The organism is Bacillus sp. JH7, from assembly GCF_001563515.1.
GTDB classification, from domain to species: Bacteria; Bacillota; Bacilli; order Bacillales; family Bacillaceae_G; genus Bacillus_A; species Bacillus_A cereus.
Map to the genome: position 1 here is coordinate 33966 of NZ_LPUS01000030.1, position 24370 is coordinate 58335.

Genomic DNA, 24370 nt, shown 5'->3' on the forward strand with positions numbered 1-24370 from the left:
ATAAATGTGTATTGTTAATTAAATACTAATTCCTTACTAAGTACTTTTTTATCAAAATTCTTTATTAATTTCATTTCCTCTTCAGTAAGCTTGGGAAGATTCACATATAAATTCTTTTTGGCCCTACTTAAAGCTACATAGTATACTCTATGCTCCTCTTTATTCATATCTGGTGATAATAAAAAAGTAAGAAACGTCGGATATTTAGATTCAGGAATGATTAATAATATATTATCAAATTCATCCCCTTTTGATTTATGAATGGTTTTGAAAAGACTTGCATCATCAGCAACATTTACTAGAGCAGCCATGTTTATATACTTCAGATTTTGATAAAAATCACTAATATTACCAGACTTAATTTGTTTTTTCACTCCATATTGATTAAAAATATATGTGTTATAAAATTCCTTAATGCTCATAGAATTAAAAACTTCATATTCATTGAGCAGATTCTTTAAAACCTTAATCGCATCTTTTTCCATAAACCCCTTCTCATCTTTATACGCTTTTTTTATAAATTTGAGTGCCTCTTTTAATTTTAACTGTCTCCCATATTCAATTCCATGTATTAGAAAATAAATCATTTTCCCTCGTTTTCCATCTTTATATAATAAATCATTAATATCATCTAATAGTAAATCTTCTATACCGAATTCAATACCATTAGTTGTTTCATTCCGATAAGCTAAAACACACCATTCTTCATCATTACAGTTCTGTTTAAATTGATAATAACATGTAAGAGCATCCCCAACTAATATAGTTGGATTGTTTCCTAATTTGTTATCCGGACTATGCTGAACAAAATGTTCATCTTTTCTCACATAATTCAATACAGATATGATTTGCTCAGTACTTCTATGATTATTCTCTAATACATATAAACTCATGTTCTCTAAATAAAATTGACTGAAAGTACTTACATTAGCCCCCTGGAAAGAGAAAATGGATTGACAAGGATCTCCAATAACCCCAACTACCATTTCTTTTTTAGCTAACAATTTGATTATAGCTACTTGTAAAGGACTTGTATCTTGGAATTCGTCAATTAAAAAGTAAGGAAATTTTGCTCTTATAATTTCTCTAATCTTTTTATTTCGTTTTATAAGAAGATAACTAAAATATAAAACATCATCATGACTCAATAATCCTTGTTCCCAACAAAGCTTTTTATATAACATATAAGAATCTCTTTTTACACTTGTTTTTTCCGATAATTTTCCATGATAAGATTTTAAAAACTTTAATTCTATTACATCTTGTTCATTAATATACCAAGTTAATTTATTTAATGCTTTTGAAAGTTTTTGATTATCTGTAATCCAATTTTGATTACTCTTTTCTTTATATGTCTTTAATAAAGTGTATCCGGGTTTAATATCATCATGACCATCTAACTTATCTAAAGGAAATATAATATCATCTAGTAACCATAAATAAGGTTTTACAATATGGTTATACAGAAAGCTATGAATAGTGCTAACTTCAATCTCATTAGTCATATTATTTAAGCGACTAAGAATAGTTTCTACCCCTGTATTTGTATAAGTAATACATGCTACTCTTCTTGATTTTGATAACCTTGTAGAATGAGAAAGTATATTATTTATATGATTTATTAAAAACGACGTCTTTCCGGCACCTGGACCTGCACATAGTTTAAAATGATTGTCTATCTGAATTTTATCATTACTACTTTTAAGTTTTATTGCGGTTGACAAATCCATTTTATCGCCTCTTTTATATAATTTGGACAAACAATCATGTTATCTGATGGTTCCATTATTGAAATTTCATGTGCAAGCTCTTGTGCTAATTCACCTTTGGATATTGACATTAAATATCTATCAGCAATAATATGTTTTTTCTTATCATCATCTAAAATTGGAGTATTTTGCAGCTCAATCTCCTTTTTTGCTTTATATTCTTTGTTTTTTATATACTCTAACATATCGTTAATTGATTTATCTTCTTTATATGCAAGCATTAAATCTCTTATTTCTTCTTGATTAGAAGTTGAATCTGTAATCAATTTCTCGCAAGTTATATTATGAAGTATAAGATCGTATTCAAATGTACAGCTTTCATTTTCCTTTTGGGTAAAAGTTTTTATGTGGTTACTAGAGTTACTTTTAGATTTGTTAACAAAAAGATTTGAACATGAATTATAATCATATTTTTCTATATCGTTATTTAATGCCAATACTGAGCAAGTAACCCATTTGGCACCCTTACGACCTTTCTCTTTTCTAACAGGATCTAAATCAGTTATACATGCTATTCTCTTTTCAATTGCGTTAGGATTTTTAGAAGTATCGAACAATTTTAAAAAATGTTCAAAATAACGCCCTCCAATGTTTATTACAGATGTATGAGTATCCGTTAAATCATATCCTAAAGCTGTTGCAAATTCTGGAATAACTAGCTGCTCTGCTAATCCTTCAACAAATATTAAATTTCTTGCAAAAAAGATATCTGCCTTTGTGACATCAATAAATCTCTTAACATATTTTTTCGATTTTATATCATCTAGACTCTCATTAAATACCTTCCCTGGATATGCAACCTTTGTCTCTTCTTCATTTTTATACAAAACGATAATATCATCTAAATCAACAGCCGCTGTAATACTGGGAGAATGCGAAGTTATAAAGATTTGCCTTACTTCTGTTTCTCGATTTTGTTTTAAAAATTTCAAAAATTTATATTGCATATTTGGATGTAAATGTGCCTCGGGTTCTTCTATAGCTAAAATTGAATATACTTTTGCATTCGTTCCTAAATATTCTCCTGAAGCATCTTTTTGCATTTTGGCTAATAACAATGAAATATAAATCAAATTATTATATCCTAGCCCATTATTAACTGCTGGTAGTTTAATTCCTGTTTCATTTTCAACAATAAGTTTCAGTGCAGAATACAGTTCTGTATCTAGAATTCCTCCTTCAAAAGAAGGTTGCATCTTATCAAAGGCTGCTCCGGTGTTTTCTACATATTGAAGCATATGTTTTTTTCCTTCTCTCATTCTATCTTGAAGAGACTGAATGAGAGATTGGGCACCTTTAGAAAATAATTCTTTCTTTTCCCTAATTTTAATTTTTTTCTCTTCATCCGTAATGGAAATATCTGTTTTTATTTCATAATCTATAAAAAAGTCGATTACTTCTTTCAAGAGCGTATTACTTCCAGTAAATAAATCACGCTCAACATCTCTAATAGCTGTTAAGAATTGAAATGCAAACTTATTTATACTATCTGTATCTATTAAAGTCTTATTTTCAATATTGCCCACATAGATTTTATGAACATATTTCCGTAAATAATTATTTTTTATTTCATTCCAATAATCATTAATATTTGTTCCTTCTATCTTCCTTATATCTTTATAATAATCTTCTAATTCTTTTTCTGGTAAGAAGAATTCATAAGTTAATTTAGCTTCATATGGTTTTTCTAATTTGGTTAACCACGTTGATACTGTAACTAAATCATCTGAATAGATTTCTTCTTTTTCTGATTCTACTAAAGTCGCAGAAATGGTTATTTTAGGAGCAGATTCTTTTAATTGGTCACAAGTTGTATTTTTATTAAAGTCATCAATAGAAAGTCGTTTGCTTTTATTAGCATCAAAAAGCAATTCTAGTGCCTTTATAATAGTTGTTTTTCCGGCATTATTATGCCCAACAATCACATTAGTTCCTTCATGAAATTGGACAGTAGTCTCATTTTTAAAAGTTCGAAAATTCTTTAGTGTCAACCTAGATATGTACATAGTTTGCCTCATTTCATTTATTAATTATTTTAATTCAAGTTTACAGCAGGAATCTTTACTTCCCATAACCGTTTGTATTTTTTATATAATAGCACGATTAAATTTATTTAAAACAGGTGTCCATTAAGGCCTAATATGAAACTTCATTCCTCTTCCCTTATAATTAAATAATTAACCCATATATCCTACCTCACACTGAATAAATGTAGACCTAATCAATTTCTTCTTTAATAATCATACCATTAGATAAAAGTAGATTAAAAACAATAACTGTATCTTTTTTACTATTTTTCAATTTAGCATTTACATCTAATAATTGAGGTAGACTCGTACCCACCTTGCATATCAATAATGAGGAAAAGTACACGGTCATTAAACGTCTAGAAAAAAAGCCATTACAATAGTAAAAAATCACCTATCTTTATTAATAAAACTTACATATTTTACGTAATACATAACGAATGTTATAATAATTTCTTCATCACTAATGAAATAGGGCTTTCATCCGTTTAGAAAACCATCGTAAGGAAAAATACGATGGTTTTCTTGTATTTTTAATTTTGTTTTATCACAAATTAATTTTTTGCATATATTAGAAACTTCATAACTTTATTTCAGATTTACAAAAAATGTTTAAAAAGTAGAGTAACATAACGTTATGTCATTCTACTAAATACTAGATTTCTCAGTAAACAAAATATATTTACTAATTTTTCTGCGCCACTTTTAATATATCCATTTCATACTCAAGCTCTTTTGTCTCTAAATTTAAAAAATCCATAGTCATTGCAAGCACTTTACCATCTATGTTCCTTTTAGATCCCCATAAACGAACCGCTTTATTTATTTTACTATCCTCAAAAGTAACTTGGACTGTTCTCAGTTCCTCTCCCTCTACATATTCACGGGATATCCAACATTCTTTAAACTCTAGGGTTCCTTGTGGCATAGAGAGAACGTAATTAAACATCACTTCTTTTTGTTCTGGAAAACCAAGCACCTTCTTCTCAAGACAGATGTATTCAAAAGCTAAAACGTTCGTAAAATGATAGACAAGCTCTTATTTAGATTGCACTATAATTCCTCCAAACAATAAAGCTATTAATATTGATTTGAAATAGAGTTTGATTAATAGATGTTACTTATAATAACCTTATTCTGCATTAACAAGTTGACTTTCATCAAAGGGATTCATTATCAATATGTATTTTTTATTACCCAATCTCAGATTTATCTTATAAGGGCTATTTAAATTAAACATGTATATCTCTGGTTCAAAGTCATGTTTAAATTTGTAACGACGAGCCGCATTTTCAATGACTATATACACATACTCAGCAAAACTATCTGGTTCCATACAATCGTCCCATATTTGTTCCCACTTCGTTTTATCAACAACTACTTTATTTTTAAAATCAAGAGATAGAGTACTATATCCCATTAAACTTCCACTTCCTTCTAATATCTTATCTAATTATATAAGACTAACTTATTGGCATTACTTATAAATTGATTCATAAATTAAGGCAAAACCCTCTAGTAACGATATTTCAAATCTAAGTTGTCATAACTGTCATAATATGTTCTACCGAAAGCATAATCTTTTTTAGATCCCTTTTTAATGATGTACCCGGTTTCTATAAATGGACTCCTCCTATTTTGACAATGAGCACTACGATGCCCGTCTCCTTGTCCATGAAGATGCCATGTCGCACAATATGGGCACCAAACTGCAAGATTTCCACTTTCATCTCTTTCATAGGCTAATAATACAGGCAATGATCTTTCACTTTTATTTAATCTCATAAGTATCCTCCTAAAAAATATAATTACTAAATTAAAATATAAAGAAATAGTGTTTAGAGAGATATAAGTTATCTTCCCATTATAAAAATTTCTTTTATAATAACTTCAGCTGAATATAGCCATCGTCGTTACCTTTTAAGTTTTCTTTATGCTCCTTGTTCTTGCTATTTTGCTTTTTTAATTCAGCTTCTATTTCTTTTTCTACATGGGGAATCTTATCTTTCATAAACCACCGTGGTAGTCCTGAAGGAAAATACTTTCTTTCATAAGCAGTGCGTTCTTTTTTAGGAATACATTTGTATTCCTCCCAAAACCTATTTCTAAAATTATCGATTTCATTTTTTGTTAAAAGTGGTATCTCATCATAATCTTTGTTTAAAAGCTCTTGTTTTCTATATAATTGCTCTTTCTGTAATTGAATGCGTTTTTGTTCTTCTTCCTCTTTCTTTATTTTTTCTTGATGGATACGTAGCTCTTCTTGCTCCCTTTGTATTTTTTCTTTTTTTTGCACTTTATCTAACTTTTGTCCATACTTAGCCAAAAGCTTTTGATAAAATATTTTTTCCTTAGTATTATTTGTTTCCTGTTCATAATGTTGCTGCAATTCCTCTACAAACTCATTTAAACTTCTACTCTCAATCCATTTTTTATACCTATTTTGTTCCTCAATAAAATATATTTCAAAATCATTCTTGTCTCTTAAGAAAGTTGTTGGAAATCCTTTAAATAAAGTTTTTATAACTATATACCACTTATAGCGCTCTTCTTTTAAATAATTCAACCAAGAATACCAATTACCAATTGAAGATAATTCAAATAGAACCTTTTCTGTCTCCAATCGTTCTACTAACATACTAAATTCCTTTTTATATTGATCATATAAATCACACATATAATCCTTTGCCATTTGTTCAGCCAATGTTTCTTCTTGCCATCTGCGCTCCTCAGCTTTTTTTTGTTCTATCTCTAGTAGTTTGTTAGTATAGGCTATTTTTATTTCTTCTCTTGTTTTTCTCGCTAATTCTATACTATTTAATGCTTCCTCTATCTGCCGGGCTTTATCAAACTCAATAGCAGTATCTACTAACTTCGTGGGATCAGAATCACTTCTATGGATTTGGCCTTTAAATTCTTCATTTAATTGAGTACTCTTTTTCAGCCTCGTATCATTTTCACTATTTGGTGCACGCAATAATTCTGTTTCTAATAATACTGGTACAATGTCAGACTCTGCTATTCGGTTAACCAGAAATATATCATCTTGTGTTGAATGTTCTCGGTTCTCTAATAATGCATCTACCCTTAACTTAGAACTTTCAGGAGTTCTTCGAATTAAAAATACATGTCCATTATGATCAACAGTTACAATAACATGGTATACATCCATCAAATAGTTAAATGCTTTATTATTTTCCCCTGTTACAAAGAAGTACTCCTCTTTTAATGGAGCAATATATGTATACTCATATGAATTTGTTTCTGGATTAAAACTACTAATTCTTGTGCCACTATAACTATCCGTGTATATTTTTTCACCATTTACTTCTTTTTCCTTAGGTGGAAAGAAACTATCTAGTATTAACACCCATGCGGTTGGTACATTTTCGTCAAAATATATATTTGTTCTCTTCGCAATATTACTAGTTCGAATATTAGACGCTTGTACTTCGATTGCCAACTTTAGCTCTTCTTTTCCATCAATTGTTTGCAGTACCGCTACGTCGGCACGTGAAATGTCTTTATGTCTTTTTTCTTCTTTTACGATGTAACCAGCCTTACTAAATAATTCATATAAATATTTCTTAGTTCTAGCATGCGCCAATGATTCAAATGAAAAACATTGTTCTTTATCTAGATGAAAAAAATACGGATTTTTATTAACTATTTTAGATCCTTTATTAAACGACAAATTGTCATGGCATATTGGGCATTTTGCAGGGTATAAAGCTTTTCTTCCTTTTATATACTTAGCTTCCTTATCATTATCTATAGTCATGGAATCTAGCTCTATATAAGTTTTCTGTTGAAATTCTATTAAGTTACCACTAGGAAATATTTTCTCCCAGGCGTCAAAATACTCAATGTAAGAATACTGCATTTAATATACACCCTTTCAAAAAAATGTTATTACTATACTTCAAATTAATCCGTAATTATTTGTATATAAAAATTAATAAATGTTATTTTGATTGTTGAAGAAATCCACTCGTTTAGAAAAAAGATTGGTCAAAATGAGTGGATTTAGTATTTATAAAAAAGATTGATTATTTTATACCTATTCTTACCTTAAAGCGCACGATTGTTTATGAAACATAATTGATTTTGAATAAGACAAACCCAACACCCATAGAATCTACTAAGAATTCGAGATAAAATTCATCAAACTCCAATAACCAGTTTTTACAGTTCAATACTTTTTTCTGTAGTCTACAAGGAGACCTCCGAGATATATGTAAAAAGGCTAGTGGCACTTTTACACCATTAGTCCTTTCTATAAAAAAATTGAGTTTTTGCTTAATTGAATTTCATATAATTTGGAAGAGATCCATATTTTTTTAGATAATATTCATTATTTACATTGCCATCTGCATTTAGCACATTTATATTACCATCTATATTTTGTAACAAGGTAAAACGACGATTAGTTTCTGGATCATATATGTTATTTGGAGATCTTCCAAACGTACGCTCTAAATATGTTTTAAATACATACGAAAATTCCTTTTCTTCAAATTGTTTGAACCGTCCTGAATTAGATACTCCAACTATATCATATCCTTCATCTGGTTCCTTTGAGCCTATAAGGAAACGTGTAGGTGTTTTTTCTAACAAAAAGGAATGATAAGTCATTTCAGAAACTAACTCTATAAATTGCGCCTCAGATAGGGGGATTCCGACATATTGATTAATTTTTTCTTTCATTCGATTTTTAATTGAACCGTTATCTCCTAAGTTTGCAATTACACCTATATTTCCCAATTGAATAGAAACTGATAAAAATATAGAATCAATGAAATTAAAGTCATGACCTGTAATACTTGGATGTAATTTTACAACAAAGATAGACCATGGTTGGAATCCATGAAACTGAATTGGTAAATGTATGGACTGTAGACACTCATGAAGCATTTTATAATTTTCTAAACGACTTTTCGTCATTATTTTATTTTCAATTGGTTTAATTGTAAAATCCATTACATTTAGTTCTTTAAACAAAATTCCATAATAAATTTTACCAATCCATTGAAAAATAGTTTTTTCATCTAACTTAACAAATTCATCATATCCTAAGTTCACAGCATTCTTAATTTTATCCTCTACTACTGAAAGATGAACGCCATTACACGTTTTACAACATGGAATTGTTAACTGTCTATATTGCATTGTAGTGTTATTTTGCAAAGTAAGTGGTTGATTCCATAGGTCATATTTTTTTTGTAGCCATTTAGGAAAAACATGTTCCAGACTACTGTTAATATCGTTTAATTCTACCCCACATAAAAAACAATGCTTATTATCAAATTTCATATTTTGGAATGGTTCATAAATATGTTGTTCTTTTTTGTTTGACATGAATAATCCCCTTTTCATTACTACAATCTCGAAATTGCAAAAACGTCTCTTTCATCTTCTTTTACAGCAAACAGTTTATGATTATCCCCCTGATGTACCTCTCCTATTATGTATACATCTACACATTCATTTCCAGTTATCTGAATGGAACTATTCCTAGATACATAATGTGTCCGAATTCGCCCACAGCCACCGTATCCACAACTATCACAATAACGGAAATCTAAGACCGTAATTTTAAACCGCAAGAAGTTTTTTTAGTCTTCTTCTACTAAAAGCTTTAATTGCTTACCTAGTTCAACAAGTTTCTCTCCATATTCATATAACGGATTGCTTTCTACAATATTATAATACTCTGCTAAATAAGCTATGTTGTTTGAAAGTTTATCGATACTCCAATACATATTACTTATCATTAAACGATAAAAGGGATAAGGCATCTCTTGGCTAAATGTTTCAATATCCATATTTTCAATTATTCTTTGCGGATGAACCCAATTTGAAGGTTCATCATAACATTGGTAATAAGCTATCTCTTGTAATTCAACACATAAATCTGTCAAACTTTTTCCGCTCGCTATCTCATACCACTGTTTAAATACTGAAATCTTTTCTTTTGATTGTTCTGATTTAATTTCTTCTATCGCAGTATTTTTAAATTGGGACAGTAACTCAATTTCTTCAGAAGTAGCAATATTTTTTATTTCTGAATTGCTATTTTGGAAGAATCTATTCAACTTATTAGTAGTTTCAAAGTTGTTCTTCTTATTAAATAACTTAACATATATCTTTTTATCTTCATCTTTAGCACTAGTAAGAGCATCAAATGCTATTTGCAATTCAAACAATGTCCTCTGCAAAGGTAAAACTCCATCAGTAATATTATTTTTTAATAGATGGAAAATAGTGTTTATTCTTATATTGATATTTCCAACAAGATAAAACATTAATGTATCTACTTCACTTATTTCTTTATTCCGTGAACATATTTTTTTTATGCTTTTTAATCTTCTTTGAGTTGCTTCAAAAATTTTTGTGTAATCCGGAAAATCATTGTTCATATGGATTCTTTCTCCCTATTCTTCATTTAAATTACTTTTTCTACTATTATACATTTATTTATAAAGTAAAAAAGAGCAGCATTTATTTCCTCTTTTCTCTTAAACTGATAATAATGTGATAGAACCTCACAAGCAAATTAATTGACTTTTCTGAATTTTATTGAAAAATAAATATAAAATAGTTAAATGCAAAGGGGATTTTGCTACAATGGTAATATATAACATTAGCATACTTCTATAGGATGGGGGAATATATAATGATTGTTTCGATAAAGGGTAATGAGCAAATAACAAAAATGTTAAATGACTGGTATATAGAGATTCGTGCCAGACATATTGGGAAGGCGCATAAATTAAAACTTGAAATTGATCAAAAAATACACAATATTGAAGAGGACCAAAACCTGCTTTTATACTATTCTCTTTTAGATTTTCGTCATCAATATATGGTTGATAGTTTAAGCATTGGAAAAGACAGTTTTGATAAGGTTGAATCATTAGAGGTGCCTGCAGATCAGTTTTTATCGTACTACTACCATTTCTTTAAAGCTATTCATTCAAATATTACAGGTAACTTTACAAGTGCAAAAGAACATTACAACAAAGCTGAGGAACTATTAAACCATATTCCGGATGAAGTTGAACATGCAGAATTTTACTTCAAACTATCCACTTTCCATTATCATATCTACAAGCCATTGGCGGCTATCAAAGAAGCTACTAAGGCAAAAGAGATTTTTAAAAAGCATGCAGGATATGAGACTACTATTGCGTTATGTGATAATTTAATTGGTTTGGCTTGTACGCACTTAAAACAATTTGAAGAAGCTGAAGAACACTTTATTACAGCTATTAATACATTTAAAAAATCAGGTGAAGAAAAATTTATTACGTTTGTTCGTCACAACTTAGGATTAATGTATGCTGGTCAAAATTTATCTGAACTAGCAATACGCTACTTATCTGAAGTAATACAAGAACTCCCTAAAGATTATAAAGCAATCTTTATTAAGGCTAGAGAGCATATGAAAATAGGAGATTCAGAGGAAACTTCTAACCTTATAGATAAAGGATTAGAAATTTGTAGAGACCTTAAAAATGAAGAGTACGAACATCACTTTTTAATTTTAGAAAAATTAAATCAAAAAGTAACTGCTGACGAATTAGAAAAGACAATTAAAACAGGAATCTCTTATTTTGAGAGAGAAGAGCTACATGAGTATGTACAAGAATACGCTAAAAAATTAGCAGTTTTATTCCATCAAGAAAATAACCGTTCAAAAGCAAGTGACTATTTTTACCTTAGCCATCAAGCCGAAGAAAAAAACTTTGAGAAGGAGGCTTTAAAATGAGAAAAATAATTTTCAGCTTAATTGGGATTACAGCTGCATTCACATTTATGTTAAATTCTAGCCATCAAACTGATACACAGAAAGCGCTTAGCGAGGAAAAAATTGTACAATATGCTCACGGCCATACTGGCGGATGATAAAAAAACAAGGGTCTTCACTTCATTGTGAGGACTTTTATTTTTATATGGGGATCCCTATTATAAAAATTACAAAGTATAATAATTTTAAAATCTTAATATAAGAAAAATAAATTATAAATAACCTGTTCCTTTTGCATCCATAAAAGGGATCTTAAAATTTCAAGAGAGGAAGTAACTATTAATGCATACACAAGAAGGTTTTTATAAAAAATTAATAGAGGAACAAAGAGTAGTAACAATATTTTTAATAAACGGAGTAAGAGTACCTGGAATCATTATTGCTGTTGATAAATTTTCAGTGCTAGTCTCCAGTAACGGAAAGCAACAATTCCTTTATAAACAAGCTATTTCAACGGTTTCTTTATAAATATAAATCTGCTTAAAATTGAATTTTGTTAATTTAAAAAGTGGTAAAAACCAAAAAAGGAATCCTTAATAAAAGGATTCACCCCAGGAAATATAGATAAATAAAAAGAATTAAGTTTATTATAAAATAAAAGCATACTAAACATATTGAGAAACAAAAAATATTGAAGGTTGATAGCAAAGATTAATGTTTGCTATACTAAATGCGCACAAATATATGCAAAATCACAAATAAAATAAGGGCAGCTATGCTAGGCTGCCCTTATTTTATTTTTAATTTCATAATCCGCTATTTAATTTGAGGTATTTATAAACCTAGTACACTAACAATCTGACATGCTTTGGAATTTGCAATATGATAGTACATCTCTAATCCTCTTCTTTCGGAGCGGAGAATCTTGCCACGCATCTTAGATAAATGCTGAGATACAGTTGATTGAGGGACATCTAATAGCTCTGTTAATTGTGTTACATTACAAATTTTGCGGTGTTCTAGCTCCTTCACAATTTGTAATCTAACTGGATGAGCCATAATCTTTAATAATTCTACATCCGCCTCTGGGATTTTGTACATTTCATTACTTGCTTGAATAGTTGTCATTTTAATTTCTCCTTTTATAATTTCTTTTTGTTTTAATTATCTATTTTTAAGTATGTTTTTTTACTTGAGTACATTGTTCATAACCACTATATTGTTTGTTCTTTTCTCTGTATCAGATTTAATATATAGAAGTATTATGATGGCTAAAAATCCAATAAAAGATAGCATAGGTATTGAGATGAATCCGAATAAATTTAAGTAATCCTCTGTACAAGAAACTCCTACTGAACAAGTCTTCATCTCACTAATAGGAAACGCTTGAATTGTAATTTGATAGACGGATAACATTAAACCGATACACGCAAATGGAAATGCATACGTGCTGACGTGCGGATCTTTTCTATACATTCCTATCCCCAATATTAATACTAATGGATACATGGCCATTCTTTGGTACCAGCACAAATCACATGGCGGCAGTTTCATCCATTCACTAAAAAACAAACTAATTAACATTGCACTAGTAGCTATCGTCCAAGCAATTGCAATGTGGTACTTACGAATCCATTCCATTTTATATTCTCCTCACACGTTTTTAGTTGCATTGAAGGTTTTATAATAAGGATGTGATATTATCTCAATTATCTATTTAAAATGTCACTAACTTATTTCCGTATTTTGAATAACCGGTTTCAATGGACAGTATCCAATCATTTAGATCTTCCCAGTCATATCCCTTATCTTTTAACTCTGTTGGAAAGCAATTCTCAAAATCGTCACGCATTCCATACATGGTTTCTAATGCTTTTTCTAGCGGACCGAATCTATATACAATATGTGTTTTCACTCGTTTGTTTTTCTTTTCTGCTACAGCCAAATATACATATCGTCTTTCCTTTGCTAAAACGAACTTCAAAAACCCTGGTATTTGACTCATCTAAAAACATGCCCCTTTCCGTTTTCCTTACCCTTTTCTTTTGTATACGAGTAAGGAAAACAAGCACTTTTGCCGTATTAGTTTAAAAGATGTCTCATTTTTTTGCTTTGAAAATACAAGAACACACTCATCATGACAATATTTATTACACCAGCTGCAGCTCCAATTTTTGATATAACATATACATATTCATTACTGCTAAATGGAAATAGACTCAAAAAAATAAAGAAAGTAGAAATAAAAAAAGATAAGAGCATGTTTCTTTTGTTTCCATTCATTCAAGAAACCTCCTTTTGGAATAAGTATTGATATTAAGCTGCATCATTACGTTTATAATGCCGATTCTTTTCATCTACAAATCCTTTAATGCTCCACACACCAGCCTTTAATTCTTTTGCTTCTTTTTCTGCTTCTAGCATTTCAGGTAGAAATGTAGTATTAGGTCTAGAAATATAGGCTATAATCCCATAACCAGACTTGACCATTAATTCATTAATATGTATTCCGTTACAAAATACATAAGCCAATTTCCTACCGTATTTGTCTTCTTTTTGTCCCCGATCATAAACCAAAGTGACACTTTTCCCTTCTAGCTGTTTCTTTAAAAAGGAAGAGGCTTCTTTTCCCATCTTTTGTGGTGGGATTTTTTGAGATACAGACTCAGGGGTATCCAATAAGAGTAACCTTACGGTCTGTTTCTGTCCCTTTACGTTCACGTCTATCGTATCTCCGTCCTTAATATGTAATACCTTTCCTTTAACAGTCTCTAAGCCTTTTATTTTCCCCTTATAAGCTTCTGGAATATCAACAATACCTTTCCCTTCCGCTTGCTGTTGTATCCCGTTTTGTACTGCTTGGGCAGGTCTTGAATCATTTTTTGTTTGCGTCGAATCGCTACATGCTGCAATTTGAAATACGAATGATGTTATACAAATAGCCTTAATCCATTTTTTCATATCGAAATTTCTTCCTCCTAATCAAAATAGGTAAATAGCTGCATCTAATAAACAAACGGACTCTCTATTGTATTTACTTCTCGATTATTACAACATAGGCAAAACTGTATCCATTTTGGATAATCATTATAAAGCGCTCTAAATGAGCGTTTCTTACAATTTGGACATATTGAAACTATATTTTCTTCATTCTCTTCCTGACTTTTCAATTTTTCAAAAGAAACATTAGTAGATGCTATACTAGTGGTACACAATATATATCCCCCTTTTGAGTCTTGAAATTTCAAAAACAAATAAAAAAGGACACACCTATGGCATATGTATGCGTAGGTGTGTCCTTTTGCAAGATAGTTTTAGAAGTATTTTGTTACTTTTATCATATCATAGTTCTAATTAATTTTATATATGAAATTTAAGATTTTGCGATATTATTTCTTCTTCTCATATATAAACGAGACTCTCTCCTGTGAAGAGTCATATGTTAATTTCGCATCGAATGATTTCCCTGTTTTTTTCGATATAAATCCTTTTATTGTATCCGTCATATTCTTTTCTAATAATTTTTTCATTTGACTAGCTGTAATTCTTTTTTCAAGTATCATTCCTGAAACAATGAAATCACAGCCCTTCTTGTATTGTTCGCATAGATAGTTTGTTTTCCCTATTATGACTCTACTCTGGCATAATAGGCATTTACCTACTGTACGATCATCTGTAGTTGGAAATTCAAAACAAATACTAAGATCCGGGTTTAATCGAATCGCAGCTGTGAATTCTCCTTTTCCCCCACTAAAACCACTAATGAAGTCTGTTACATTGTTATTAACTAGCTTTTTAATCTGGCTATCGGATAATTTCTTGCCTTTAATTTTAGCCGGCAACATAAAATCGCATCCGTTTTGATATTCTGAGCACCCAAAAAACGTTTTACGGTTTAGGATTTGTCCTTTTTGACACTTTGGACACTGACCTAACGATAATTCTTCAACTGAAGGTAAATTAAAGCTGACTTCACCGTTAACAAATGCTAGATAAGCAGAAAACTCTTTGCCATTAGATTTAAAACCTTTTATAATGTCCGTTTTATTTTCTTCAAACAGTTTTTTAATTTGTGCTGCAGGAATTGTTTTTTCTTTTATTCTTTTGGGTAATCCAATGTTACAGTTTGGATGATTGCTACACCCGAAAAATTTCCCTCTATCTAAAATTATTCCATTTCCACAAGGACATTGGCAGACTTCTATTTGTTGCTTCCAGGTCTCTATTAGGTTGTGCGAAACCGTGTCAGGTATTCTTATAATCTCTTGTGTTATTTTTTGTACAAATGTATTTGTTTGGGCAATGAAGTCCACATAACTCATTTCATTTTTTTCAATACGGTGTATCATTCCTTCCATTTCAGCTGTGTATAGTGGATCTTTAATTTGCTGAACAGGAAATTGTTCAATAAAGGCACGGCCAATTGGAGTCGTAGTAATTTTCCCTTTTTCAATGGCTATATAGTTCTTCTCATGTAAAGCTGGAATAAAGGTTGCTTCGGTTGCAACAGTTCCAATTCTTTTCCCCTTCATTAATTCTTTTAAATGTTCATCGTCTATTTTACGTCCTGCTGTTTCCATGAAAGTCAGAATTGAGCTTTCTGTGTGTAGGGCTGGTTTCTTTGTTTTGGATTCCTGTAACTCAAAATCGCAGATTTGAAGTTCCTGTCCTTTCTGCATGATAGGAATTTTAAATACTTCCACACTTTCTTCCTCTACTTCCTCTTGAAACACTTCTAGAAACCCTTTTTCTCGAAGTACACTTTCTTTTGTTTGATAGATATTTCCCATCGCGTCAATAAGCGATACTTCTCTTACCAGGTATACTGCAGGACGCATGAAATTACCCACAAAACGTTTTACCACGAGGCTATATAGTTGTTTTTCAATTTCTGGACGACCTTCCTCTTGATATTGTTTAGTCGTCGGTATAATAGCAAAATGACTTGATACAAGCTCATCGTTGAATGTTTTATGTTTCACATCAATTGCTTCAATATCTACAGATTGTACCAGTAAAGAATACTGGCTCTTAGCTAGTGCCTGCATAACACCTTTTACACGATCCACTTGCTCTGTTGGCAAATGCCTAGAAGATGAACGAGGATACGTAATAAACCCTTCTTCATACAAGTTCTGAATATGTTTTTTTGCAGTTTCAGCATTAATTTGTAATTGCGCATGGGCATCTTTATACAGATCTGTTAAGTTATATAGCAGTTTAGGATTCTTCTTCCTGGTTCCCTCTTTAAATTCTTCTACTACAAGATGTTGCCCTTTCAAATTTTCTCCCAAACTTCTTAATGGCGATGGATTTAACACTTGGTCTTCTGTTTTCATAACCGGTGTAAGTCCTAAATCTGTTATTAGCTGCAGATGATAATAAGATTGCTCCCTATAGTTTTCAATCGCTAACTCCCGTTGGCGTATCTCATTTAACAAACACATTTGTACACGTCCAGATGACAATAAGAATTTATTTTGTGCTAATTTTGTGGTACATCCCCTGGTTATATTCATTCCTAGTAGATAATCCAGATACTGCCTTGCTTTAGCAGAATACGCCAGTCCATCGTATTTAGACGCGCTTTCTAATCGATTGAGAGCTGCCTCTAATTCTGCCGCTTCAAAAGAAGATTTATATACACGAGATTGCTTTTTATTCACACCTGCAAATTCATATACTTCCCTATAGATTAACTCGCCCTCGCGGTCCGCGTCACATACGTTCACCGCATGTTCAACATCAGGACGTTGTAACAATTTAACAAGGATTTGTAATTGTTCAGCATTCTCTTGTTTCACTTTATAAGCTGGCTGATAAATTAAAGGTAAATGTTCTAACTTAAACATTTTATACTCTGGATCCATCTCTTCAGGATTTTTCAATTCCAGAAGATGCCCACGGCACCAACTAACAATATAATGATCATTTTCATAATAACCATAATAAGGTTTGCTACCAGTATACTTTTGTGAGTGACGGAATCGCGGTGATTTCATAATTTCATTGGCCACTTTTGGTTTTTCTGCAATAAATAATGTTTTCCCCATAACTTTTTCCTCCTTAAACAAAAAAAGGACACACCTACGCTATGGTTATGCGTAGGTGTGTCCTTTTGCAATATGATTTTTTAGTATTGGATTGTCCTTATTATAACATAACAGAATTTAAATTATAGTAAATCCACTCAAAAGATGTATCTGTCGAATCTACAAAATTAGCAATAATTACAAAAAATCTATATAATTAAATACATCTTGCTTTAACACATACTACAAGTTACTTCCTTGGACATAAGCAATATTATTGTTTGTTCATTTTCAAACAAAAAAACAAGCAACGGAGGCGTTTAAATGTTCGAGCATCAAACGATTAACCGTAAGGATATTTACATAGTTGAGGATCACCATCATGTACTTGAACCATGGGCTATTTATCGAGAAAGAAATGCAGCACCTATCCTAGTAACTCTTGATCATCATACAGATTGTAATTCAGCTTTTATTAATCATTCTGGTCTCCAAATCGAAGGAGATAGTGATGTAGTGGATGCACATAGGGTGACATTTAGAAAAGATTGTATAGATGAAATCAATTACAATGATTTGAATACTGTACATTCTGCAATCGGGAACTTAAAACATGACGAACATATTGATGCAGCTATTAAATCTAGCATAATAGAAAAGGCTTTAGTAATAAGCTATGATGCACACAGGGATGATCCAATGTCATTTAAAGAGTCCAAAAGAATTGAAGAATATAATTCTATTCCAGCAATTTTAGCTCGTATGCGTGGAGAGATTTTCGAAGTTCAAGCTCCTGAAGGTTACCCAGAGTCTGAAAATAGCATATACATTCTTGATAGTAAATGTTGGATTGGTGACCAAGCTGAACATCCTGCCCCCCATAATGATGATTGCACAAAACCACACTACGACCAAGCAATAGAGTCGATTTACCTTGAAGATAAATTAAATACTATAAATGAGATGATACCAGGATTAATAGAAAACAATCAATTTACTCAAGATTATATTCTTGATATTGATTTAGACTATTTCCATACATTAAAGTCAATTCAGCCCGACAATTGTGATACCATTTATAACCTAATTAGAAATGCTAAGATAATTACGATTGCCAAAGAACCTATTTGTGTTGAGAATTTGAAATATGGGAATGAGCAAATTAATAGTGAATTATTATTAGATGCTTTATTAAATCACATAGAACAGGCATTAAGTCCAACAACTATAGTTGAATAAAAAAAGGCTCCATACACAGGGGCCTTTTTTTATTCAGTTAAATGTTCATAACTATTTATTTACCCGTTTCACAAAATCTTTTTGGTTTCCTTTTAGCTTATAATACTTCATGTTAAGACGAATAGATACTATGGAGATTACTATGAACCCTATTACATATAACATGTCTCTCTTTCCCCATTTCTTATTGTTTAGCGAACTTATTATGTAAATACTTCACATGTTTCTTTTCAATATCCTTATCCATAATGTTCGCTCGCAATATTGTTTGGTAGATGTGCTGGACCTCATCATTTGTTAGTTGCGCTTCAGTATATGATTCAATACATTTTTGTAGTTCGTTATAATACAGGACATGTTTATCTTTAGATTGAACATTTACTCTTTTTAGACTGCATTTTGGATGGAACGCTGCAATAGAGATGGACGGCAGCTGTTGTTCTATTACCCATTCAATAGCTTTTATATGTTTATAATTTTGTCGAAATGGATTTTGAAAAGAAGATTTCTTTCTAAAAATCCCCTGTGTCCACCTTGCAGATTTTTCGTTTCCATAGATCCATCCTTCGTAGTTTTTCGTCTCTATAACAAATACACCGGTTTCCGCAATAACAATATGGTCAATTTGCGTTGTATCACCATACTCAGTATGAACCGTAACATCTTGTAACACGCAATACTTTTTTGAATCCAATTTGCTCAGTGTACGCTTCACTAATTTTTCTCCGACTTTCCCTTTCCATTTTGGTACATGTTTTTTCACAACAAAATTTAATGGAATTAGAATTGCAATGAGAATTAACTCGAATATCAATACTTTCATTATAAAATCCTCCTTTTCACACTCTTACGTTTCTGCGCATTAGACGATAGATATACGTTTCTAATCCTAAAATAAAATATGAGACACATAAGCCTTTTATCACCATCTCTACAAATCCTAAGGCTAATGAAAGAAGGAGCCCGCCCCTAAACGGAAACGGTCTTGTCACTCTTCGATTTACTGGCTTTTCAATAACTCCAAAATTTGCCCAGGTAGGCAAACGCTTTTCCACATTCTTTACAGTGCCCGTTAATCCGTATTTAAGCGATAAAATGAAACATCCAATTAATAAATAAACGATAGATGAAAAATAGATAGATAGACTTATAACGATGATTGTAAGCAACCAACCTATTAAAATAGAATTCCGCAAAGCAATATATTCCCGATTTCTTTTCAAAACAAACATTCCTTTCAAAATAAATTAGGGTATTTTTAAATGGAAAATATTTACATTTAAAAATAAGCATGATATGATACGTCTATATTAAATTTTGAAATAGCCTATAAAGGATTGTGATAGATATGTTAAAACTTGTAGTAGATAATACCGTAACAGAACCAGAACAAAAAACAGATTCAGCTTTTTCAAACTTTTTCACCTGCAAAGACTGCGTATATTATCTTTCAAAATCAGATTCTTGCAGTCTACAATTAGCAGCTGATTCAAATAATCCCCATATCCCTTATGAATGTGGGAACTTTGAAGAAACCTATGAAATTGGAACGGAAGATCCATTGAATTCACATATACATCAACGACTTCGTGAAGATAAAGCGCAAATGTTAGCTGAAAATTATCCAGCACAACCTTCTATTGATCCGATTCATAAAGATGCAATGTGGTATGGAACAATAGATTATGGTTGTTGGATTGTAAATGACTCAAAAAAACGCTTTACTCTTGCAGAACAAGTTCCTTTTAATAATAACTGCCCAGAAAAATATGCTTCTCCTTTCCCTTTACATGATCACGGAGCAAAAGAAGGCATCAGACACTATATGTGCTGGTATGTGAACGAAAAGGGCATAGGCGAATACCATCTTCTTATTGGCGGTGTCATCATGAAAATTGCAGAAGGAGTTAGGAAACTTGGATTCAATGACTAATTACATCTATAAGAAAAGAATGTTAGAACATACAATAGTATTTACCCTGGTACATCTCGTACCAATTCTTATTTCAACCAGCATCATATATTTAGCCATGGAACTTTCTAATTCAGAGTGGCATATTTTGCTTAGTTATGAAGGGATATTTACAATTCTGTTCCTTATAACGAGGTTCCTATTCTTTCTATGAAACAATACGAGAAATGTTTTTCCGAGTTAAATATTATTTTAGTTTCCATTTTCCTTGTTAGTTTTGCAGCCATACCAGCTCTACTACAAGTTGTGTTCATTCTACAAATGGCACTCACTTTCTATCTGTTAGAGCGTAGTTTTCTGTATATCGAAAGATTGACAATACATAATCTCTATACAATACAAGCTATTATTTGTGACAAAAAACAACTAAAAATCAAACGAATTATCCCCTTTAACGAGGTACACGGAACCCTTACTATTCAAACCAAAGATGAACAATATTTTTTATCATTTTAGCCAAGAAAACTTCTTCCCCAAGAAGCGTGAAGAGTCACAGCCCAGTGAGTAGGTGGGAGATGAATTGGCTTCGAACAAGTGATGGCAGGAAGTCATCTTAATTGTTGGACATACATAAAGTGTTACTTCACTATCAACCGAACTTACATTCGCTTTATAATAGTCATATACCGGAATGGAGGTGAATCAAATGATGATTAATAAAGCCTATAAGTTTCGTATCTATCCAAATCAAGCACAAGCAATTCTAATTAACAAAACGATAGGTTGTTCTCGCTTTGTATTCAATCATTTCCTATCCTTATGGGATCACGCATACAAAGAGACAGGAAAAGGCTTGACCTATGGGTACATGCTCTGCCAAACTACCTGCCATGAAGAAAGAGCTTGTTTGGTTAAAAGAAGTGGATAGTATTGCGATTCAGTCGTCTGTTCGCAACCTTGCGGATGCTTATACACGCTTTTTCAAAAAACAAAACAGCGCCCCCCGCTTTAAATCTAAGAAAAACAACGTACAATCTTATACAACGAAACAAACAAATGAAAACATTGCTGTTGTAGGAAACAGGATAAAGTTGCCGAAACTAGGTCTTATTCGATTTGCCAAAAGTCGTGAAGTAAAGGGACGTATTGTAAATGCTACAGTTAGACGGAACCCTTCTGGTAGATATTTTGTGTCACTATTAGTTGAAACAAAAGTACAAGAACTTCCAAAAACACATTCTGACATTGGAATAGATTTAGGACTAAAAGATTTCGCCATTTTGTCAGATGGAACACCTTATGAGAATCCGAAGTTTTTCCGATTATTAGAAAATAAGTTGGCGAAAGCACAGCGTGTTCTTTCTAGAAGAATAAAAGGATCTTCTCGCTGGAATAAACAACGAGTAAAGGTAGCTAGAATTCATGAATACATATCAAATGCTAGAAAAGATTACTTAGACAAAATCTCAACTGAAATCATCAAAAACCACGATGTTATCGGTATAGAAGATTTACAAGTATCGAATATGTTAAAGAATCATAAGTTAGCAAAAGCAATTAGTGAAGTATCCTGGTCACAGTTTCGAACCATGTTGGAATATAAGGCAAAATGGTATGGCAAACAAGTCATTGTCGTATCGAAAACATTTGCTTCCAGCCAATTATGTTCTTGTTGTGGATATCAAAATAAAGACGTTAAAAATCTAAACCTACGTGAATGGGACTGTCCTTCCTGTCATAGACACCATGATAGAGATATTAACGCAAGTATCAATATAAAGAATGAAGCGATAAGGCTTCTAACCGCAAGGACTGCGGGGTTAGCCTAATCAATTAGAGTTCGATAGAACTCTTTACTTAGGAATCCCTCACGAAGTGAAAGTGAGGGTAGTTCAAATAGAGCGGTGTATCTAAGTGGCATATTATCTCCTATAACTAAGAAAACATTTACGGAATATGAAAGAAATAATCTAATGGTTAGATAAAAGGTACTGAATCTAAATTAAGTACCTTTTATCTTTATATACGGTTCTTCACATATTAGCAAATAGCCATGGAGCGAGTACGGCTAACATACACAGCAAACAAGATCCTGTTATGACACGGTTAGACCAACGATAATACTCAGGCTGTTTCGTACTTTCATGAATCTTTCTTAAACGAATACCTGCAATTAACATAAATGGCGTGAAAATAAGTGCTGTTGCTTTAAACAGGTCTAAAAAATCCGTGAAGATGTTCATAAACGAAAATACATCGGAACTAAACAAGAAGTACACACTTAGTCTCATGGACATCATGCTAATAAATGAGAAAATCATACTCCCAGTCGCCCACTTCATCCATTGACCATTCTTTGTAATTAATGCCATAACCATAACAATAACGCCTAATACGAATGAAATAGAAAAGATATTTACTCCTACTTTAAAAGCCGGTGCATACATACCTTCAATCTTTTGTACGATTGATGAGCCGAATGAATCATCTTTCTCTGTTGTTTTTGCTCGATTGTTTAATCCCTTTTGAAAGGATGACGAAAGTTCGCTCCCCTTTACTTCATTAAAACTTGGTTTTACAGAAGCTTGAGCCGCTTGTAAGGGCATAAGTAGTAAAATCATTAAAACAAGCGTACATAGGACTCCAATCATCCCTTTTTCTTGTTTCATCATACATCCCCCGCTAATTTTGGTTTAATGCTTTTTAATTTGATTTGATTTCCTTCCGCAACATAATAAAGATCTGCTGCATAATAGATATTTGCTTTCGTATATGCTCCCATAATAGCATTCGCGATTTCTTCCTTCTCTACTGCAATGTATGTTTCATTTTCATTGTAAAATTCAATTTCAATTCGATTAATATTATTATTTAGTACTGTGATATGTAACTCTTTTAGGCTATCTAGACGATTTCCTAATCCACATACTAATTTAAATACTTTATTTGCAATTGTTGGTGGTTTAACATAAGTCGTATTAAAATGAAGAGTTTCATCATCTATCACACCATCTTCCTCAACTTCACACGTCATAATGAAAGAATGATTTTGCTTTTCGATTTCTTGTTGACTCAACTTACGATCAATGACATACTTCACGCTTGTTGACAGGTTTTCTATATATTCATCCAGTTCGGTATTTGAAATTTTAACCTCTGAGAATTCCGGAAAAATCATGTAAGCATGTACATTTGAACTACTTTTACTTACACGTAATACCTGAACTTGTTTCTTTTCATAGCGCACCGTTTGTTCTAATTTTTCTACTACATTGTTACTTAGGGAATTAATATTCATTTACATTCACCTTTCGAAATTGTTATTTTTTTAACTCATAAATATTTTTTACTTCATATAATCCTCATGTTTGGATTTAATCTATTTTAAGCATTGTAATATTGCGGAGAGTTCTCAGTTCTCCTGTTTTAAGGTTATAATCACTTAATCTTAAACATTTTAATATTACAATGACGTACAATGTCTCATTATAGTCGAATATTCTTATATGGTGAATCATTCTGTCCCACTCATTTGTACAAAAATAAAAAAATGTTTTATCCTTGTACAAATGAGTGGAAAAATGCTGTATATCATGCTATTTAACTAAGAAAATACAACTAGGAAATAGGTTTATCGTTTT

23 protein-coding genes and 2 pseudogenes are annotated in these 24370 nt (G+C 31.4%); 7 read left to right on the forward strand and 18 right to left on the reverse strand.

Annotated features, from left to right (window positions below):
• Window positions 1-14 precede the first annotated feature (14 nt).
• The 8 genes from AU379_RS23740 to AU379_RS23775 form a co-directional block, all read right to left on the reverse strand.
• Window positions 15-1730 (reverse strand): ATP-dependent helicase, encoded by a 1716-nt coding sequence (locus tag AU379_RS23740; protein ID WP_061139801.1) that lies wholly within the window; start codon window positions 1728-1730, stop codon window positions 15-17.
• Window positions 1709-3787 (reverse strand): AAA family ATPase, encoded by a 2079-nt coding sequence (locus AU379_RS23745; protein ID WP_333491731.1) that lies wholly within the window; start codon window positions 3785-3787, stop codon window positions 1709-1711. Before AU379_RS23745 ends, AU379_RS23740 begins: the two co-directional genes overlap by 22 nt.
• 694 nt (window positions 3788-4481) lie before the next feature.
• Window positions 4482-4793 (reverse strand): hypothetical protein, encoded by a 312-nt coding sequence (locus AU379_RS23750; RefSeq protein WP_333491732.1) that lies wholly within the window; start codon window positions 4791-4793, stop codon window positions 4482-4484.
• A 135-nt stretch (window positions 4794-4928) separates the two neighbouring features.
• Complete coding sequence (locus AU379_RS23755) at window positions 4929-5216, reverse strand: hypothetical protein (protein ID WP_061139803.1); 288 nt, start codon at window positions 5214-5216, stop codon at window positions 4929-4931.
• Window positions 5217-5311: 95 nt separating this feature from the next.
• Entirely contained in the window at window positions 5312-5581 is a 270-nt protein-coding gene (locus AU379_RS23760; protein ID WP_001238822.1) for a hypothetical protein, read from the reverse strand.
• A gap of 94 nt (window positions 5582-5675) precedes the next feature.
• Window positions 5676-7679: a competence protein CoiA family protein gene (locus AU379_RS23765; protein WP_061139804.1), complete on the reverse strand. Its 2004-nt coding sequence runs from the start codon at window positions 7677-7679 to the stop codon at window positions 5676-5678.
• A gap of 416 nt (window positions 7680-8095) precedes the next feature.
• Window positions 8096-9154 (reverse strand): hypothetical protein, encoded by a 1059-nt coding sequence (locus AU379_RS23770; protein ID WP_061139805.1) that lies wholly within the window; start codon window positions 9152-9154, stop codon window positions 8096-8098.
• A gap of 257 nt (window positions 9155-9411) precedes the next feature.
• On the reverse strand, window positions 9412-10215 hold the full coding sequence (locus tag AU379_RS23775) for a DUF5677 domain-containing protein (RefSeq protein WP_061139806.1): 804 nt from the start codon (window positions 10213-10215) through the stop codon (window positions 9412-9414).
• Window positions 10216-10472: 257 nt separating this feature from the next.
• Here AU379_RS23775 and AU379_RS23780 point away from each other — a divergent pair, with 257 nt between their 5' ends.
• From AU379_RS23780 to hfq, 3 genes are all read left to right on the forward strand, one after another.
• Entirely contained in the window at window positions 10473-11567 is a 1095-nt protein-coding gene (locus AU379_RS23780) for a Rap family tetratricopeptide repeat protein (protein WP_061139807.1), read from the forward strand.
• The gene (locus AU379_RS30725; protein WP_172794121.1) at window positions 11564-11704 is read left to right on the forward strand and encodes a hypothetical protein; all 141 of its coding nucleotides are present in this window, start codon (window positions 11564-11566) and stop codon (window positions 11702-11704) included. The genes AU379_RS23780 and AU379_RS30725 overlap by 4 nt, the downstream gene beginning before the upstream one ends.
• A 184-nt stretch (window positions 11705-11888) precedes the next feature.
• Entirely contained in the window at window positions 11889-12074 is a 186-nt protein-coding gene (gene hfq, locus AU379_RS23785) for an RNA chaperone Hfq (RefSeq protein ID WP_061139808.1), read from the forward strand.
• 306 nt (window positions 12075-12380) lie between these two features.
• On the opposite strand, the gene AU379_RS23790 is transcribed toward hfq, so the two are convergent.
• The 6 genes from AU379_RS23790 to AU379_RS23820 form a co-directional block, all read right to left on the reverse strand.
• Window positions 12381-12674 carry a metalloregulator ArsR/SmtB family transcription factor gene (locus AU379_RS23790; protein ID WP_000207870.1) on the reverse strand — a complete coding sequence of 98 codons (294 nt, stop codon included), beginning with the start codon at window positions 12672-12674 and terminating at the stop codon, window positions 12381-12383.
• Window positions 12675-12734: 60 nt separating this feature from the next.
• Complete coding sequence (locus AU379_RS23795; protein ID WP_061139809.1) at window positions 12735-13187, reverse strand: disulfide oxidoreductase; 453 nt, start codon at window positions 13185-13187, stop codon at window positions 12735-12737.
• A 76-nt stretch (window positions 13188-13263) separates the two neighbouring features.
• The gene (locus tag AU379_RS23800; protein ID WP_061139810.1) at window positions 13264-13551 is read right to left on the reverse strand and encodes a hypothetical protein; all 288 of its coding nucleotides are present in this window, start codon (window positions 13549-13551) and stop codon (window positions 13264-13266) included.
• A gap of 77 nt (window positions 13552-13628) precedes the next feature.
• Window positions 13629-13829: a hypothetical protein gene (locus AU379_RS23805; RefSeq protein ID WP_061139811.1), complete on the reverse strand. Its 201-nt coding sequence runs from the start codon at window positions 13827-13829 to the stop codon at window positions 13629-13631.
• A 33-nt stretch (window positions 13830-13862) separates the two neighbouring features.
• The gene (locus AU379_RS23810; protein ID WP_061139812.1) at window positions 13863-14507 is read right to left on the reverse strand and encodes a thermonuclease family protein; all 645 of its coding nucleotides are present in this window, start codon (window positions 14505-14507) and stop codon (window positions 13863-13865) included.
• 428 nt (window positions 14508-14935) lie between these two features.
• Window positions 14936-17599 carry a type IA DNA topoisomerase gene (locus AU379_RS23820; RefSeq protein ID WP_061139813.1) on the reverse strand — a complete coding sequence of 888 codons (2664 nt, stop codon included), beginning with the start codon at window positions 17597-17599 and terminating at the stop codon, window positions 14936-14938.
• A gap of 303 nt (window positions 17600-17902) precedes the next feature.
• On the opposite strand from AU379_RS23820, the gene AU379_RS23825 reads away from it, so the two are divergent.
• Window positions 17903-18817 (forward strand): UPF0489 family protein, encoded by a 915-nt coding sequence (locus tag AU379_RS23825; protein ID WP_061139814.1) that lies wholly within the window; start codon window positions 17903-17905, stop codon window positions 18815-18817.
• A 184-nt stretch (window positions 18818-19001) separates the two neighbouring features.
• Here AU379_RS23825 and AU379_RS23830 read toward each other — a convergent pair whose 3' ends face one another.
• Together AU379_RS23830 and AU379_RS29875 are read right to left on the reverse strand one after the other, a co-directional pair.
• On the reverse strand, window positions 19002-19640 hold the full coding sequence (locus AU379_RS23830) for a nuclease-related domain-containing protein (RefSeq protein ID WP_061139815.1): 639 nt from the start codon (window positions 19638-19640) through the stop codon (window positions 19002-19004).
• Between the two features lie 16 nt (window positions 19641-19656).
• Window positions 19657-20040 carry a hypothetical protein gene (locus tag AU379_RS29875; protein WP_082769997.1) on the reverse strand — a complete coding sequence of 128 codons (384 nt, stop codon included), beginning with the start codon at window positions 20038-20040 and terminating at the stop codon, window positions 19657-19659.
• Window positions 20041-20165: 125 nt separating this feature from the next.
• Between AU379_RS29875 and AU379_RS23835 the strand changes: the two genes are divergently transcribed.
• The 3 genes and pseudogenes from AU379_RS23835 (at window position 20166) to tnpB (ending at window position 22558) form a co-directional block, all read left to right on the forward strand.
• Window positions 20166-20750: a hypothetical protein gene (locus tag AU379_RS23835; RefSeq protein ID WP_061139816.1), complete on the forward strand. Its 585-nt coding sequence runs from the start codon at window positions 20166-20168 to the stop codon at window positions 20748-20750.
• Window positions 20734-21233, forward strand: a pseudogene (locus AU379_RS31050) (hypothetical protein); the annotation flags it as partial. The gene AU379_RS23835 and the pseudogene AU379_RS31050, both read left to right, overlap by 17 nt.
• Window positions 21234-21438: 205 nt before the next feature.
• Window positions 21439-22558 (forward strand): annotated as a pseudogene (gene tnpB, locus AU379_RS23845) (IS200/IS605 family element RNA-guided endonuclease TnpB).
• 204 nt (window positions 22559-22762) lie between these two features.
• Here tnpB and AU379_RS30390 read toward each other — a convergent pair.
• Both AU379_RS30390 and AU379_RS23855 read right to left on the reverse strand, forming a co-directional pair.
• Entirely contained in the window at window positions 22763-23398 is a 636-nt protein-coding gene (locus tag AU379_RS30390; RefSeq protein ID WP_000806911.1) for a hypothetical protein, read from the reverse strand.
• Window positions 23398-24027 (reverse strand): hypothetical protein, encoded by a 630-nt coding sequence (locus AU379_RS23855; RefSeq protein ID WP_001024823.1) that lies wholly within the window; start codon window positions 24025-24027, stop codon window positions 23398-23400. Before AU379_RS23855 ends, AU379_RS30390 begins: the two co-directional genes overlap by 1 nt.
• Window positions 24028-24370: the final 343 nt, after the last annotated feature.

Excerpts from the sequence above, each read along its gene's own strand:
- AU379_RS23760 (WP_001238822.1), bottom strand. The coding sequence starts at position 5,581 with ATGAGATTAAATAAAAGTGAAAGATCATTGCCTGTATTATTAGCCTAT.
- AU379_RS23765 (WP_061139804.1), bottom strand. The coding sequence starts at position 7,679 with ATGCAGTATTCTTACATTGAGTATTTTGACGCCTGGGAGAAAATATTT.
- AU379_RS30390 (WP_000806911.1), bottom strand. The coding sequence starts at position 23,398 with ATGAAACAAGAAAAAGGGATGATTGGAGTCCTATGTACGCTTGTTTTA.
- AU379_RS23740 (WP_061139801.1), bottom strand. The coding sequence starts at position 1,730 with ATGGATTTGTCAACCGCAATAAAACTTAAAAGTAGTAATGATAAAATT.
- AU379_RS23825 (WP_061139814.1), top strand. The coding sequence starts at position 17,903 with ATGTTCGAGCATCAAACGATTAACCGTAAGGATATTTACATAGTTGAG.
- AU379_RS23795 (WP_061139809.1), bottom strand. The coding sequence starts at position 13,187 with ATGGAATGGATTCGTAAGTACCACATTGCAATTGCTTGGACGATAGCT.
- AU379_RS23775 (WP_061139806.1), bottom strand. The coding sequence starts at position 10,215 with ATGAACAATGATTTTCCGGATTACACAAAAATTTTTGAAGCAACTCAA.
- AU379_RS23755 (WP_061139803.1), bottom strand. The coding sequence starts at position 5,216 with ATGGGATATAGTACTCTATCTCTTGATTTTAAAAATAAAGTAGTTGTT.
- AU379_RS23810 (WP_061139812.1), bottom strand. The coding sequence starts at position 14,507 with ATGAAAAAATGGATTAAGGCTATTTGTATAACATCATTCGTATTTCAA.
- AU379_RS23830 (WP_061139815.1), bottom strand. The coding sequence starts at position 19,640 with ATGAAAGTATTGATATTCGAGTTAATTCTCATTGCAATTCTAATTCCA.
- AU379_RS23835 (WP_061139816.1), top strand. The coding sequence starts at position 20,166 with ATGTTAAAACTTGTAGTAGATAATACCGTAACAGAACCAGAACAAAAA.
- AU379_RS23745 (WP_333491731.1), bottom strand. The coding sequence starts at position 3,787 with ATGAGGCAAACTATGTACATATCTAGGTTGACACTAAAGAATTTTCGA.
- AU379_RS23805 (WP_061139811.1), bottom strand. The coding sequence starts at position 13,829 with ATGAATGGAAACAAAAGAAACATGCTCTTATCTTTTTTTATTTCTACT.
- AU379_RS23790 (WP_000207870.1), bottom strand. The coding sequence starts at position 12,674 with ATGACAACTATTCAAGCAAGTAATGAAATGTACAAAATCCCAGAGGCG.
- AU379_RS23855 (WP_001024823.1), bottom strand. The coding sequence starts at position 24,027 with ATGAATATTAATTCCCTAAGTAACAATGTAGTAGAAAAATTAGAACAA.
- hfq (WP_061139808.1), top strand. The coding sequence starts at position 11,889 with ATGCATACACAAGAAGGTTTTTATAAAAAATTAATAGAGGAACAAAGA.
- AU379_RS30725 (WP_172794121.1), top strand. The coding sequence starts at position 11,564 with ATGAGAAAAATAATTTTCAGCTTAATTGGGATTACAGCTGCATTCACA.
- AU379_RS23780 (WP_061139807.1), top strand. The coding sequence starts at position 10,473 with ATGATTGTTTCGATAAAGGGTAATGAGCAAATAACAAAAATGTTAAAT.
- AU379_RS23800 (WP_061139810.1), bottom strand. The coding sequence starts at position 13,551 with ATGAGTCAAATACCAGGGTTTTTGAAGTTCGTTTTAGCAAAGGAAAGA.
- AU379_RS23770 (WP_061139805.1), bottom strand. The coding sequence starts at position 9,154 with ATGTCAAACAAAAAAGAACAACATATTTATGAACCATTCCAAAATATG.
- AU379_RS23820 (WP_061139813.1), bottom strand. The coding sequence starts at position 17,599 with ATGGGGAAAACATTATTTATTGCAGAAAAACCAAAAGTGGCCAATGAA.